Origin of the sequence: Kaistella antarctica (assembly GCF_900109615.1) — a bacterium.
In the GTDB taxonomy this organism is placed as follows: Bacteria; Bacteroidota; Bacteroidia; order Flavobacteriales; family Weeksellaceae; genus Kaistella; species Kaistella antarctica.
This window is the reverse complement of record NZ_FOIX01000003.1, coordinates 155,866-169,167: the sequence shown is the minus strand read 5'-3', so window position 1 is coordinate 169,167 and position 13,302 is coordinate 155,866. Positions and strand designations below refer to the sequence as shown.

The window sequence follows — 13,302 nt, the reverse complement described above, 5'->3', positions numbered from 1 at the left end:
TTTTTGAAGTTGTCGGTTTTTTTTATTTTAAATTTGAATTGACAAGGAATATTTCCCAGAGTTTATCCTTTTTTTGATTCTGAAAAAGTCAGCAATCTAATACTTATCATGCCTCTACAATTTCTGGTGGATAAATATGGCCTAACTTTACTTTTCCAATTTTAATACTATTATGAGAAAATTTAGCATTTTATTGCTTGGCTTATTGTTTTCAATAACATTAGCGCAAGCACCTGCCACTTATTATGATGGCACCACAGGCTTAACTGGAGCCGCTTTAAAAACAAAACTCAGCCAAATTATTACCGCCGGAGCACTAGATAAAGGTTATGATGGTCTCTGGGATGCGTATGCTACCACAGACACTGATAGTTTTTACGAAAACGACGGTTCTGTTTTAGACATGTATTCTGAAAATCCGACTGGTGCCGATCCATACAATTACAGACACGGCATCAAGAAATGTGGAAATTACAAAAATGAAGGTGACTGTTATAACCGCGAACACGTTGTGCCGCAAAGTTATTTTGGCAAAAGCAGACCTATGGTTTCCGATCTTCATCATATCCGACCAACTGATGGAAAAGTAAACGGCATGCGAAGCAATTATCCGTTCGGAATGGTTGCCAATGCTTCTTACACTTCCGCTAATGGTGGGAAAGTAGGATCTTCTGTTTCACCTGGTTTTGGTGGAACGGTCTTCGAACCAATCGATGAATTCAAAGGAGATATCGCCAGAATGGTCTTGTATTTCGTCACCCGTTACGAATCAAAACTTTCTGGATTTGGTGGACAAAACATGTTAGGAAACACTCCTTATCCTGGATTACAAGAATGGGAAAAAGTGGTGTTGATGACTTGGGCTGCTCAAGATCCTGTGTCAGCCGCTGAAATTGTAAGAAATAATGCGTCCTACGTATTCCAAAAAAATAGAAATCCTTTTATTGATCATCCAGAATGGGTGGAGCAAATTTGGGGAACGCAGGTTGTTGACAACGAAGCTCCTTCTACCCCAACGAATTTGGCGTTAATTTCTACGTCTACTTCGTCAGCAAAATTATCTTGGACGGCTTCTACAGATAATATTGCGGTAACATACTATAAGATTTTCGTAGATGGAACTTTTCACAGTAACGCTCCAACTGCCACAGCAACTGTTTCAGGTTTAGCCCAAGGCACAACTTATACTTTCAATGTTGCAGCTGCAGATGGTGCTGGAAATTTTTCGTCGCAAAGTAATACCGTAACCGGAACAACGCTTATTGATAATGAAGCACCGTCTAATCCAACCAATTTGAGCGTTCTTTCCGTAGGAACAAACAGTATCGAAATTCAATGGACTGCTTCAACGGACAATATTGGTGTAGAATCTTATGACATCAATGTGAATGGACAATTAATGGGCTCCACCAATTCCACAACGACCAATGTTGCCAATTTAAATCCTTCGACCACGTACTCTATTTATGTTGTAGCAAAAGATGCTGGCGCAAATATGTCGGGACCGAGTAATACAGTAACTGCAACAACCAATTCGATTGGTTTAAACTGTGGTGAGGAAAATTTTGAGACCATGCCAATCGGACCATCCACCTACTCCACGTATAACTGGACAAGCAATGGAATTTCTTGGACTTCTGAAGATTCTAGAACCGACGAAACATTGAACGGCAGAGCAATTATGATCAGAGATGGATTCTTGACGGCGTTATCTGCACCGAATGGAATTGGGAATCTAACAGTAACTACTCAACGTAAATTCAAGGGTGGAACTGGAACTTTCAAAATTTTCATTGATGATGTTGATACTGGTAAAACTATTCCATACGGAGATGCAATAACTACTACAACTGTTACGGGAATTAATATTTCTGGGACCGTAGAAATTAGTTTGGTCAATAGCAGCACTTCTAACAGAGTGATGATCGATGATATGAAATGGACTTGCTACGATGATGGTTTAGCCACGGGAGAAACTGCGGTATCAAATTCTAAATTAAGTGTTTATCCGAATCCGGTTAAGAATGGTGAATTGAACGTTAGCGGAAAAGATTTAACGAACATTGCAACTGCTCAGATTTTTGATTATAGTGGGAAACTGGTTCAATCCATTTCACAACCATTCAGAAACAGCAACAAGATTATGCTTAAAAGCTTACCAAAAGGAGTTTACATTTTGAAAGCAGGCACTCAATCTGCGAAATTCATTATCCAATAAAAATTAATATTATAATTGTAAAGACTGGTGGTTTTCATCAGTCTTTTTTTTAATTTTGAACCATGGATCAGCAAATCAAATTAGGCCTTATCGGGAAAAATATTTCCTACTCTTTTTCTAAAAATTATTTTGAAAACAAGTTTAAAAAACTATTTCTTAAAAATCACACTTATGAGGTTTTTGATTTAAATGATATTGCTGATGTTGAGCAAGTGTTCAATAACCAAAATCTGACTGGACTAAATGTGACCATTCCATTTAAAGAAAAAATAATTCCTTACCTCGATGAACTAAGCAATGAAGCTGAAAAAATTGGCGCGGTCAACACGATTCTCATTAAAGACGACATTAAGAAAGGATTTAATACGGACGCTTTCGGGTTTGAAAAAACCTTGCTCCTACATCAAAAAGATATTCATCAATCTGCTTTAATTTTAGGCAATGGTGGCGCAGCAAAAGCGGTAAAGTACGTTCTGGAGAAACACGACATTCCCTACCAAATTGTTAGCAGAACTGGCGATTTAAATTTTGAGAATCTTACCAAAGAAATGGTTGCTGATAATCTTTTGATCATCCAATGTACACCCGTTGGAACATTTCCCAATGTGGAGGATAGTCTTGATTTTCCCTTCTCTGACTTGACTTCCAAACATCTCATCATCGACCTCATTTACAATCCTGAGTATACCTCTTTTATAAAAATGGCTGCTCAAAATGGATCAAAAACCGTGAATGGCTTTTATATGCTTGAACAACAAGCAGAAAAAGCCTGGGAAATTTGGAATGTTCAAAAAAAATAAGTTAATTTAGTGCACGGTTTATCATCAAAAATAGACTACCGATCAATTTAATAAAAAGACTGCTATGATTACAGAAGATTCACTTTCTGAGAACCACGAAAAAAAACCTGAACAAGAAAATATTTTGGATCAAAACCCCTTAGAAATTCCAAGTTCAAAAGAAGATGCGCCACCTGCAGAAATGGAAGAACCTGCGGTAGAAGAACCGCAAGAGATCCCAGAACCACAGACAGATCCAGAGGACGAGATTCCGGTTTTGGGAGAAGTACTTTTAGAAACAAGCGCAGAAACAGGTGAACCGAAAATTGAGGAACATCACGATGAAAATAAGTTGATCCTCGAAGAGGTTGCTCTGGAATTAAGTCCAGATGAAGAACTTCCTCAAGATAATGTATCGGCTACTCCAGAAACTACAATTGAGCAAGAGGTAGTAACTGAACAGGATGTAGTAGAAAACAATACACCAAAGCAGGATGATCCAGAAACCATTAATCAGCCTGAGCAAGAATTAGGATCGCCAACAGAGGAATCAAAATCTTCTGATAATTTAGAAAAGTCAGAAATTCACACTGCTGCTTCCGATAAAAAACCTGAAAGCCACCAAAATCGTCACGAAGATGAATTAGAAAGCATCGACTCACTGTCGTTGGCAGAAGTTCTTGCAGCGATGGAAACCATCGTAAATAAAGAGGATGCTGGAGCGCACTTCAGAAAATTCAATCAGTTAAAGGAACAGGCGAATCACTTGATCCACGACCAGACGGAGGATTTAAAGAACAAATTTGTAGCCGCCGGAAATCCAGTCGAGCTTTTCAGCAATCAACATCCTTCGCAAGCTAAACTTTCGGGCATCTTGCATATCTATCGAGAAAAGAACGATGAATACCACAAGAAGCAAGAAGAAAATCATCATAAAAATTTAGAACACCGTCAGTCGATTATTGACAGTTTAAAAAACCTCTATACCAATACTGAAGCAGGAACCAATCTTTTCAAAGCGATTCGCGAAATTAAGGAAGACTGGAAAAACGCGGGGCAAGTTGCAAAATCGGAATTCAAATTACTCAATAATAATTATTTCCATCATCTCAATCAGTTCTATCAAATGCTTGATATGAACAAAGAATATATGGAGCAGGAATTTGCGCATAATTTAGAAAAGAGACAACACATTATTGAAAGAGCCAAAGAGTTGCAATTAGAACCGTCCGTGCAGAAAGCGCTGAACGAATTGCAATATTTACATAAACTTTGGAAAGAAGAGGCAGAACCAGTTGCAGAAGAATTTAGAGAAAAAACCTGGGATGAATTTAAAGAAATTTCGAATAAAATTCACGACAGAAAATCAGAACTGACCGAGCAAATCGAAAAGGAACAAGCTGAAAATCTGATTCGCAAGAATGAGATCATCGAAGAAATTAAAAAGATGGCTGGTGGGGAAAAAGAAACCAACCACAATTATTGGCAAAACTCAATTAAAAAGGTGGAAGCTTTGCGGACTGAATTTCTCAGATTAGGAAATGTTCCGAGAAAAGTCTCCAATCAAAACTGGAATGATTTTAAAGATCATCTTCGTAATTTCAATGTTAAGAAAAATGAATTTTACAAAGGTTTAAAGAATTCTCAGCAGACCAATCTTGATGAGAAATTAAATTTAATTCAAACGGCAAAAGACAATATGCTGTCTGAAGATTGGGAAACGATTGTTCCGCTCTTTAAAAAATTACAGGAAGACTGGAAGAAAGTAGGACACGTACCAAGAAGCATGACCAACAAAGTTTGGGACGATTTCCGCGAGGCTTGCAACACTTTCTTTAATAATTACAGAGAAAAAAATAATACGGCAAACGATAACTGGAAAGAAAATTTCAAAAATAAAAAACAACTTCTAGACGAATTAAAAGAAATCGGTGACGAAGAAGGAAGTGTTGAAAAAATCGAGCAGATTAAATCGAAATGGAATAGCATCGGTAAAGTACCGAGAGAGAAAATCAATATCAATACAGAGTTCAATAAAACGTTGCGTGATAAATTGAAACTGAACAAAATTCATGAGTACGATCTAAGAGAAGAAGGACTTTCTGAAGATCAGGTGACTGACAAGGCGCGCAAAATTAAAAATCAAATCGCCGACTTAGAAGCGGAAATCGTGAAGATGGAAAATAATCTTGGCTTCTTCAGCAACTCATCAAGAGACAATCCATTGTTAAAAGAAACTTTTCAGAAGATTGATGATAAAAAATCACAACTCGAAAGCATGAAACAAAGTTTGCACAGTATTCTTATCGGAGATAATCAATAAATATCATGTTAAAAAAAATATTCGTACTCCTATTTATAAGTACTTTATCAATTGTTAAAGCACAGGACAACGTGCCAGATTTACTTTCTATTCCTGGACCGATTGAATATGATGGAACCGAATATTTTTTGTCTTGGAGCAAACCAATGTCGAAGACTTTGTTTCGGCAGCAATATTTACCTATTGATGAACGAATTGAAGACTTCACCCAACTCCTCGACTTCTCTTTTTTTAATAAAGAAATCGAGATGGAATTGGCTGTTCGTCAAAAAGTAGAAGGAATTCAAGAAAGAGGGAAAAAAGATAAATTTGCGAAAGTCAATGTTATTGAAAGTCCAGATGGTGCAGAATATATCGTCGATTATTTTATTTCTGAAAGTCCTGAGAAAGGCGATTCTTACATTGAGTATAATGTGTATCGTTTCAAGAATTATACAAACGGAACCGATAAAAGCTTCCTTATTTTGGCTCATGCAAAAAGAATGTATGGCGATTTGAAATCGTCTGCGAAATCTCTGGCCAGACAGCGAGATCATCTCATTACGACAATGATTGAGTTTAAAATTCCAGAGATCAAGATTGCACCACAAAATTAATATTAAACCTTAAAAATTAAACACTCGGCAACTTGTTGGGTGTTTTTTAATTCAGATGAACTACGAAAATTACATCCAACGCTGTCTTGACCTCGCTCACAAAGCCTTAGGTAAAACTTATCCGAATCCTTTGGTGGGCTGTGTTATCGTTCATAATAATGTCATTATCGGCGAAGGTTTTCATGAAAAATCAGGTCAAGCTCACGCTGAAATCAACGCGATCAATAGCGTGAAAAATCCTGACCTGTTAAAAGAATCTACAATTTATGTTTCATTAGAACCTTGCGCGCATTTTGGAAAAACACCGCCCTGCGCTGATAAAATTGTGGAAATCGGTTTTAAGAAAGTGGTCATCGGAACTTTGGATTCTCACGACAAAGTGAATGGTAAAGGAAAACAGATCCTAGAAGATGCAGGAATTGAATTCTTTTCAGGAGTTTTAGAAAAAGAATGTCGGGAATTAAACAAACGGTTTTTCACCTTTCATCAAAAACGAAGACCATTCATCATTTTAAAATGGGCCGAATCAGGCGATAGTTTTTTAGATAAAGATTTTAAACCAACTCAGATTGGCAATCCCTTGACCAAGCAATTCGTTCATCAATTAAGAAGTCAGGAACATGCTATTTTAGTGGGAACTCAGACTGCTTTAACAGATAATCCCAGTTTAACAACGAGAGAGATTGTTGGCCGAAATCCGATTCGGATTTTGATTGACTTTGATTTAAAAGTTCCTATAGATTTTAACTTATATAATGATGAAGCGGTAACAGTCATTTTTAATTCAAAGAAAGAAACAATCGAAGAAAATATCACTTTTATTAAACTAGAAAAAGAAAATTTCCTGGAAAACTTAATGGCGAAATTATTTGAAAATCAGATTCAGTCGGTGATCGTCGAAGGTGGCAGTTTTACCTTGCAACAGTTTATTGACCAAAATCTTTGGGATGAAGCCATCATCATTAAAAACGATAAACTTCATTTGATGCATGGAACGAAAGCTCCAATATTGAGTTCTGATATTTTTGAAACCAAGCAGTTTAGCGATAACAAGATTGAATTCTATAAAAATTCTCACTAATGGAATTTTCCTTTGACACCATAAAGTCACCTGTCGAAAACATACATCTTAAGGAAAAAGGCAGCAAGTTTATTGGCTTTTCCTTTCCCGTAGAAAACGAAAGCGAAGTGAAGGAGGCGTTGGGAAAAGTTAAGGAAGAACATCCAAAAGCGACGCATCACTGCTACGCTTTTCGTTTAGGAATTACGGGTGAAAACTATCGGGCGAATGATGATGGCGAACCTTCAGGAAGTGCGGGCTTGCCGATTTACAATCAGTTACTGGCGAACAATGTTACCCAAATTCTGCTCATCGTAGTTAGGTATTATGGCGGAACAAAACTGGGAGTTTCCGGTTTGGTGAAAGCCTATAAAGAAACTGCAAAATTGATTTTAGAATCCTGCGAAATTATCACCAAAGAATTACAATCTGAGATTGAAATTCAATTCGACTTTAATCAGCAAAATGTCATTTTTACTTTACTAAATAAGTTTGAGGCAAAAATAATCGATTTTAAAACCGAGGAAACCTGCACCATTTCAGCAAAATTAAAAACTTCTGAAAAAGAAAACATCTCAGATCAATTATCTGAGATGCAAATTATTTCGTTCGAATTCTTGTCATAAAGTTGAAAACTACCAATCCGTCTTTCATCTTTATTCTATCATCTTTTATCTTTTTCTAATCTCTTCTTCCCATCAACATCGACGCCCAATAAAGAAGTTGCGCCAATGATCCAAGCGCTGCGACCACATAGGTTCTAGCCGCCCAAGTTAAGGAATCCTTCACACCAACATATTCTTCAGTTGTTACTGTTCCAGTATCTTTCAACCATTTCATGGCGCGATTACTTGCATCGTATTCTACGGGTAAAGTAACAAAAGCGAAAAGTGTCGTAACAGCAAAAAGAGCAACACCAATCGCAAGGACCGTTGTGTTTCCGTTTGGATTTTCAATTGTTCTGGTAGCTCCCATTAAAACGATACCACCGATCAGCACGAACTGCATTAAATTAGAACTGATGTTGACCATCGGAACTAATTTTGACCGAAGTTTTAACATTGAATAACCTACAGCGTGTTGAACGGCGTGCCCGCATTCGTGTGCTGCAACTGCCGCTGCGGCTGCGTTTCTCTGCATATAGACACCCTCTGATAAATTTACAGTTTTATTTGCAGGATTATAATGGTCAGTTAATTGGCCAGGAACTGAAATTACTTGTACATCATTAATATTGTTGTCTCGTAACATTTTTTCTGCGACCTCTTTACCCGACATTCCATTTCGCAAATGAACTTGCGAATAATGTTCGAATTTTGCTTTCAATCTGGACGAGACTAACCAGCTGACGAGCATTGAAACCCCGATAATTACATAATAACCAATCATTTTTTTATTTTTTTCTAAATTAAATATCTGCAAAGTATCAATAAAAAACGTGCCAAAGTTTTTAGTTTTGGCCGAATGAATTATCTTTGTTTTTTCAAACTAATATTGATGAATGTGATTACGATTCTTGAAGTAAAAACCGATAATGATTTAAAAAATTTCATCAAGTTTCCGATGAAACTTTACAAAAGTAACAAAAATTATGTCCCGCCCTTAATCAATGATGAAAAAAACATTTGGGATCGTAAGGAAAACGCGGCTTTAGACTATGCTGAATTCAAAAGATATCTGGCTTATAAAGACGGAAAAATCGCTGGTAGAATCGCGGTAATGATTAATCACAAAGAGGTTAATGAATTGAACATTAAAAAGATTCGTTTCGGTTGGTTCGATTTCATTGATGATTTGGAGGTAACAAAAGCTTTAATCGGAAAAGCCATTGACTACGCGAAAGAAAAAAACATGTCGAAAATTGAAGGACCGATGGGTTTCACCAATTTAGATAAATCTGGAATGCTGACTTTAGGTTTTGATAAAATCGCAACCATGATTGGATTGTACAACTTTGAATACTATCCTGAGCATTTGGAAAAATTAGGTTTAGTTAAAGAAAAAGAATGGGTAGAATTCGAATTGGATTTCCCCGTAGTTTTATCTGAAAAGGTCCAGAAATTTAGCAGTTTGATTGCTGAAAAATACAAATTGAAAGTCTTAGAATTCAATAATAAAAAAGAAATTTTACCATATGTAGAACCGATGTTTAGGTTGTTGGATGAAACTTATAAAACCCTCTCAACCTACACTCCGATCACCGACGAACAAATTAAAACTTACAGAGATAAATATTTTAATTTTATTGATAAAGATTATATCGTTTGCATTGTGGATGAACATGATGAACTAATTTCATTTGCTATCACGATGCCTTCTTACTCGAAAGCACTTCAGAAGGCGAATGGCAAGCTGTTTCCGTTTGGATGGTATCATTTTTTACAGGCCGGAAAGAAGAATCTGCGCGCTAATTTTTATCTGATCGGAATTCACCCAGATTATCAAAGACGTGGGGTAACTTCTTTGATTTTTAAAGAGATTTGGCGTAATTTCAGTAAAAAAGGCGTGAAAATTTTGGAAACAAACCCCGAACTGGAGGAAAACAAAAGCGTACAAGTTCTTTGGCAAGATTATAATCCCGTTAATCATAAACGGCGCCGCACCTATTCGATGGAAATTTCAACCGATACTAATTTATAGGCTAATGAAAAAGCAACTTTATATTTACGCAGCGATGATTGTCGCATTCATCTTGTATAACCAGTTTTTTCAAGTGGAAGATGCGCGAATAAATGAAGGCATCAACATATTATTTGCCAGTATTTTATTTCTTTACATCGGTTATCTGGCCTACTTGCTTCTGAAAAGAATAAAAGATACCACCAATAAGTAAGCACTTAAATATTTTCATCTTAAACTTTCTGTGCAAACAGAGATATTTACGGGTTATAATTTTTTCTATATTACATAATTCCTTAAATTTGCAAGATTAAGAAAATAATGTTAAGATGAATCTTCCCGAAAATTATATCCCGATTATTATTCAGATTGCAGTCGCTGCAGGCTTCGTTTTACTCTCCATTTTAGGAACTCATTTTTTAGGACCGCAACAAAAAGCGACGTCTTTGAAAAAGAATGAAGCTTTCGAATGTGGTGTAGAAGTAGAAGGAAATGCACGTACGCCGTTTTCTGTAAAGTACTTTCTAACAGCGGTGCTTTTTGTTCTGTTTGATATCGAGATTGTCTTTTTCTACCCTTACGCGGTGAACATCCGTGAATTTGGAGTCGAAGGTTTCTTCGCAGTTCTTACCTTTATCTCGGTCTTTTTCCTCGCTTTCATCTATGTTTGGAAACGTGGCGCACTTGATTGGGATAAATAGTTTTTGAGTCTTTAGTAACTTTAAGAAAATTAAAATGTCTGATAATAAACCAGTAATTAGAATGGACGGTGAAGCGCCCGAAGGTTTTGAAGGAGAAGGATTTTTCGCCACCAAACTCAGCAGTGTGATTGGGATGGCAAGAAAGTTCTCGCTTTGGCCTTTACCATTTGCCACTTCATGCTGTGGAATTGAATTCATGGCGACGCTTAATCCTACTTTCGATGCCTCTAGATTTGGAATGGAAAAGAACTCTTTTTCTCCCAGACAAGCAGATATGTTAATGGTTTGCGGAACCATCTCGAAAAAATTGGGTCCTGTTTTAAAACAAGTTTATACCCAAATGGCAGAACCAAAATGGGTAGTTGCAGTTGGCGCTTGCGCTTCTAGCGGTGGAATTTTCGATACCTATTCTGTGTTGCAGGGAATTGATAAAATAATTCCCGTTGACGTTTACGTTCCTGGTTGTCCGCCAAGACCAGAGCAAATTATTGAAGGCGTGATGCAGGTTCAAGCTCTTTGTGAAGGCGAAAGCATCCGCAGAAGAGATTTACCAGAGTATCAGCAATTATTAGCATCTTACGATATAGATTAGTACAAATGACGAATGAATTTGTTTTAGAAGCCATTAGCAGAGAATTTCCCGATAGCGTAATTTCGAATGAAACCTCTTACGATTTTTTAACTTTAGAAATAAAGAAAGAAGATATTAAAAAGGTAATTCATCATTTGAGAGATTCTTCGCTGCAATTTAATTTCCTGACGGATATTTGTGGAATTCACTATCCTGAAACTCCAGAAAAAGAACTAGGCGTTATTTATCATCTTCATAATATGATGGATAATTTCAGAATTCGCCTGAAAGTATTTATGCCAAGAGAAAATGCGGAAGTTGATTCTATGACAGAACTTTTCGCTGGTGCAAACTGGATGGAAAGAGAAACTTTTGATTTTTACGGAATTAAATTTAAAGGTCATCCTGATTTAAGAGTCATCTTGAATATGGAAGATTTAGGCTATCACCCAATGTTGAAAGAATATCGTTTAGAAGATGGTTCTAGAACCGATAAGGACGATAAAATGTTCGGAAGATAAAAATATAGATGATGAATGATCATTGATTATTGCAATCAACTGTCACCAATTAATTATCAATTATGAAAGACAACGCACTCTCCAATATACTCAACCAACACGATGCTAAGGAACAGATTGACGGTCAATTATACACCTTAAATCTTGGACCGACGCACCCTGCGACACACGGAATTTTCCAGAACGTCCTGACCATGGACGGTGAGAGAATTTTGCATGCAGAGCAAACTGTGGGTTACATTCACCGTGCTTTTGAAAAGATTTCTGAAAGAAGAAACTTTACTCAGATTACAACTCTAACTGATCGAATGAACTACTGCTCAGCGCCCATTAATAATTTGGGATGGCACATGACTGTAGAAAAGCTGATTGGTTGCAAAGTTCCTAAGCGTGTAGATTACATGCGCGTCATAATGATGGAATTAGCACGAATCACCGACCATTTAATTTGCAACGGAGTTACCGCAATGGATGCCGGAGCGATTACAGGTTTAACTTACCTTTTCTCGGAAAGAGAGAAAGTCTATGAAATGTATGAGGAAATTTGCGGAGCGAGGTTGACGACCAACATGGGTAGAATTGGAGGATTTGAACGAGACTTCAGTCCAAAATTCCATGAGTTATTGACTAGTTGGTTAAAGACATTCCCTGTCGTATGGCAAGATTTCTGTGATTTAAATGAGAGAAACAGAATCTTTATGGATAGAACTATAAAATCTGGACCAATTTCCGCCGAACGTGCTTTAAGTTATGGATTTACAGGTCCAAATCTAAGAGCTGCAGGCGTTGATTACGATGTTCGAGTTGCTTCTCCTTATTCTTCGTATGAAGATTTTGATTTCATTATTCCCGTAGGAACTTCAGGCGATACTTACGACCGTTTTATGGTTCGTCAGCAGGAAGTTTGGGAAAGTTTAAAAATCATCGAACAAGCCTACACCAATTTACCAGAAGGACCTTTCCACGCAGATCTTCCAGATTTCTATCTGCCAGAAAAAGCGGATGTTTACAACAATATGGAAGCTTTAATTTATCACTTTAAGATTGTAATGGGTGAAACGGAAGTTCCCAAAGGCGAAGTCTATCACAGTGTTGAAGGTGGGAATGGTGAATTAGGATTTTATTTAGTGAGCGATGGTGGAAGAACTCCTTACCGATTACACTTTAGAAGACCTTGCTTTATTTATTACCAGGCTTACCCAGAAATGATTCAAGGTGCACCAATCTCAGATGCGATTTTGACTTTGTGCAGTATGAATGTGATTGCAGGTGAATTAGACGCCTAATTAGAATTATAAATTTCGGATGATCATTTTTAAAATAATCCGAATTCCTAAGATAATATTTAAAGTTTTAGAATTCAAAATTCTAAGATTTAAAATTTAAAATTTAAAAAAACGTGAGCGAAACGATTGCTTTTACACCTGAAACATTAACTCAGGTTCATAAAATTACCGCAAGATATCCGGCTGAAAGAAAAAAATCAGCTTTGATTCCAGTTCTTCATTTAGCCCAAAAAGAATTTGGTGGTTGGCTGCAGGTTCCAGTAATGGATTACGTAGCTGAACTGTTGGAAATAAAACCAATTGAGGTTTACGAAGTAGCAACTTTCTACAGCATGTTCAACATGAAACCGATGGGAAAATTCGTGTTGGAAGTTTGCCAAACGGGCCCTTGTATGCTGAATGGTAGCGATGAAATCATCCAACACATTAAAGAAACCTTGAATATCACTGCGGGTGGAACTTCTGCTGATGGCTTATTTTCACTGAAGACCGTAGAATGTCTTGGCGCTTGTGGCTACGCTCCGATGATGCAAGTCGGGAAATTTTATCATGAACATTTAACAAAAGAAAAAGTAAACGAGATCCTGGAACTTTGCAGACAGGGAACGCTTGCTTTGGATTAATTTTT

Annotated in this window: 14 protein-coding genes; 13 read left to right on the top strand and 1 reads right to left on the bottom strand. The window is 37.0% G+C overall.

From position 1 onward, the window contains the following. Nucleotides 1-172 precede the first annotated feature (172 nt). The 6 genes from BMX49_RS09340 to BMX49_RS09315 all read left to right on the top strand — a co-directional run bounded on the left by BMX49_RS09340 (nucleotide 173) and on the right by BMX49_RS09315 (nucleotide 7,602). Nucleotides 173-2,218, top strand: a complete 2,046-nt coding sequence (locus BMX49_RS09340; protein WP_051803804.1) for an endonuclease — start codon at nucleotides 173-175, stop codon at nucleotides 2,216-2,218. A 62-nt stretch (nucleotides 2,219-2,280) separates the two neighbouring features. Then, complete coding sequence (locus BMX49_RS09335; protein WP_034720164.1) at nucleotides 2,281-3,018, top strand: shikimate dehydrogenase family protein; 738 nt, start codon at nucleotides 2,281-2,283, stop codon at nucleotides 3,016-3,018. Between the two features lie 64 nt (nucleotides 3,019-3,082). Then, nucleotides 3,083-5,320 carry a DUF349 domain-containing protein gene (locus tag BMX49_RS09330; protein WP_081864373.1) on the top strand — a complete coding sequence of 746 codons (2,238 nt, stop codon included), beginning with the start codon at nucleotides 3,083-3,085 and terminating at the stop codon, nucleotides 5,318-5,320. A gap of 5 nt (nucleotides 5,321-5,325) precedes the next feature. Beyond that, entirely contained in the window at nucleotides 5,326-5,916 is a 591-nt protein-coding gene (locus tag BMX49_RS09325; protein ID WP_034720161.1) for an HI_0983 family protein, read from the top strand. 55 nt (nucleotides 5,917-5,971) lie between these two features. After that, nucleotides 5,972-6,997 (top strand): bifunctional diaminohydroxyphosphoribosylaminopyrimidine deaminase/5-amino-6-(5-phosphoribosylamino)uracil reductase RibD, encoded by a 1,026-nt coding sequence (gene ribD, locus BMX49_RS09320; protein ID WP_034720160.1) that lies wholly within the window; start codon nucleotides 5,972-5,974, stop codon nucleotides 6,995-6,997. Further along, nucleotides 6,997-7,602 carry an IMPACT family protein gene (locus BMX49_RS09315; protein WP_034720158.1) on the top strand — a complete coding sequence of 202 codons (606 nt, stop codon included), beginning with the start codon at nucleotides 6,997-6,999 and terminating at the stop codon, nucleotides 7,600-7,602. Before ribD ends, BMX49_RS09315 begins: the two co-directional genes overlap by 1 nt. Before the next feature lie 55 nt (nucleotides 7,603-7,657). Here the strand turns inward: BMX49_RS09315 and BMX49_RS09310 are convergent, their stop codons facing one another. Then, nucleotides 7,658-8,365: a zinc metallopeptidase gene (locus BMX49_RS09310; RefSeq protein WP_177169190.1), complete on the bottom strand. Its 708-nt coding sequence runs from the start codon at nucleotides 8,363-8,365 to the stop codon at nucleotides 7,658-7,660. 108 nt (nucleotides 8,366-8,473) lie between these two features. Between BMX49_RS09310 and BMX49_RS09305 the strand changes: the two genes are divergently transcribed. The 7 genes from BMX49_RS09305 to BMX49_RS09275 all read left to right on the top strand — a co-directional run bounded on the left by BMX49_RS09305 (nucleotide 8,474) and on the right by BMX49_RS09275 (nucleotide 13,297). After that, nucleotides 8,474-9,616: a hypothetical protein gene (locus tag BMX49_RS09305; protein WP_034720155.1), complete on the top strand. Its 1,143-nt coding sequence runs from the start codon at nucleotides 8,474-8,476 to the stop codon at nucleotides 9,614-9,616. A 4-nt stretch (nucleotides 9,617-9,620) separates the two neighbouring features. Next, a complete protein-coding gene (locus BMX49_RS09300) occupies nucleotides 9,621-9,809 on the top strand; it encodes a hypothetical protein (RefSeq protein ID WP_034720152.1) in 189 nt (62 codons plus the stop codon). Nucleotides 9,810-9,924: 115 nt separating this feature from the next. Beyond that, a complete protein-coding gene (locus BMX49_RS09295; RefSeq protein WP_034720150.1) occupies nucleotides 9,925-10,296 on the top strand; it encodes an NADH-quinone oxidoreductase subunit A in 372 nt (123 codons plus the stop codon). Between the two features lie 34 nt (nucleotides 10,297-10,330). Continuing rightward, on the top strand, nucleotides 10,331-10,888 hold the full coding sequence (locus tag BMX49_RS09290; RefSeq protein WP_034720146.1) for an NADH-quinone oxidoreductase subunit B: 558 nt from the start codon (nucleotides 10,331-10,333) through the stop codon (nucleotides 10,886-10,888). Nucleotides 10,889-10,893: 5 nt separating this feature from the next. Further along, the gene (locus BMX49_RS09285) at nucleotides 10,894-11,388 is read left to right on the top strand and encodes an NADH-quinone oxidoreductase subunit C (RefSeq protein WP_034720142.1); all 495 of its coding nucleotides are present in this window, start codon (nucleotides 10,894-10,896) and stop codon (nucleotides 11,386-11,388) included. A 62-nt stretch (nucleotides 11,389-11,450) separates the two neighbouring features. After that, nucleotides 11,451-12,674: an NADH-quinone oxidoreductase subunit D gene (locus tag BMX49_RS09280; RefSeq protein ID WP_034720140.1), complete on the top strand. Its 1,224-nt coding sequence runs from the start codon at nucleotides 11,451-11,453 to the stop codon at nucleotides 12,672-12,674. A 113-nt stretch (nucleotides 12,675-12,787) separates the two neighbouring features. Beyond that, on the top strand, nucleotides 12,788-13,297 hold the full coding sequence (locus tag BMX49_RS09275) for an NADH-quinone oxidoreductase subunit NuoE family protein (protein ID WP_034720137.1): 510 nt from the start codon (nucleotides 12,788-12,790) through the stop codon (nucleotides 13,295-13,297). The last annotated feature ends 5 nt before the right edge of the window (nucleotides 13,298-13,302 follow it).

Excerpts from the sequence above, each read along its gene's own strand:
- BMX49_RS09280 (WP_034720140.1), top strand. The coding sequence starts at position 11,451 with ATGAAAGACAACGCACTCTCCAATATACTCAACCAACACGATGCTAAG.
- BMX49_RS09335 (WP_034720164.1), top strand. The coding sequence starts at position 2,281 with ATGGATCAGCAAATCAAATTAGGCCTTATCGGGAAAAATATTTCCTAC.
- BMX49_RS09300 (WP_034720152.1), top strand. The coding sequence starts at position 9,621 with ATGAAAAAGCAACTTTATATTTACGCAGCGATGATTGTCGCATTCATC.
- ribD (WP_034720160.1), top strand. The coding sequence starts at position 5,972 with ATGAACTACGAAAATTACATCCAACGCTGTCTTGACCTCGCTCACAAA.
- BMX49_RS09330 (WP_081864373.1), top strand. The coding sequence starts at position 3,083 with ATGATTACAGAAGATTCACTTTCTGAGAACCACGAAAAAAAACCTGAA.
- BMX49_RS09295 (WP_034720150.1), top strand. The coding sequence starts at position 9,925 with ATGAATCTTCCCGAAAATTATATCCCGATTATTATTCAGATTGCAGTC.
- BMX49_RS09310 (WP_177169190.1), bottom strand. The coding sequence starts at position 8,365 with ATGATTGGTTATTATGTAATTATCGGGGTTTCAATGCTCGTCAGCTGG.
- BMX49_RS09325 (WP_034720161.1), top strand. The coding sequence starts at position 5,326 with ATGTTAAAAAAAATATTCGTACTCCTATTTATAAGTACTTTATCAATT.
- BMX49_RS09290 (WP_034720146.1), top strand. The coding sequence starts at position 10,331 with ATGTCTGATAATAAACCAGTAATTAGAATGGACGGTGAAGCGCCCGAA.
- BMX49_RS09340 (WP_051803804.1), top strand. The coding sequence starts at position 173 with ATGAGAAAATTTAGCATTTTATTGCTTGGCTTATTGTTTTCAATAACA.
- BMX49_RS09285 (WP_034720142.1), top strand. The coding sequence starts at position 10,894 with ATGACGAATGAATTTGTTTTAGAAGCCATTAGCAGAGAATTTCCCGAT.
- BMX49_RS09315 (WP_034720158.1), top strand. The coding sequence starts at position 6,997 with ATGGAATTTTCCTTTGACACCATAAAGTCACCTGTCGAAAACATACAT.
- BMX49_RS09305 (WP_034720155.1), top strand. The coding sequence starts at position 8,474 with ATGAATGTGATTACGATTCTTGAAGTAAAAACCGATAATGATTTAAAA.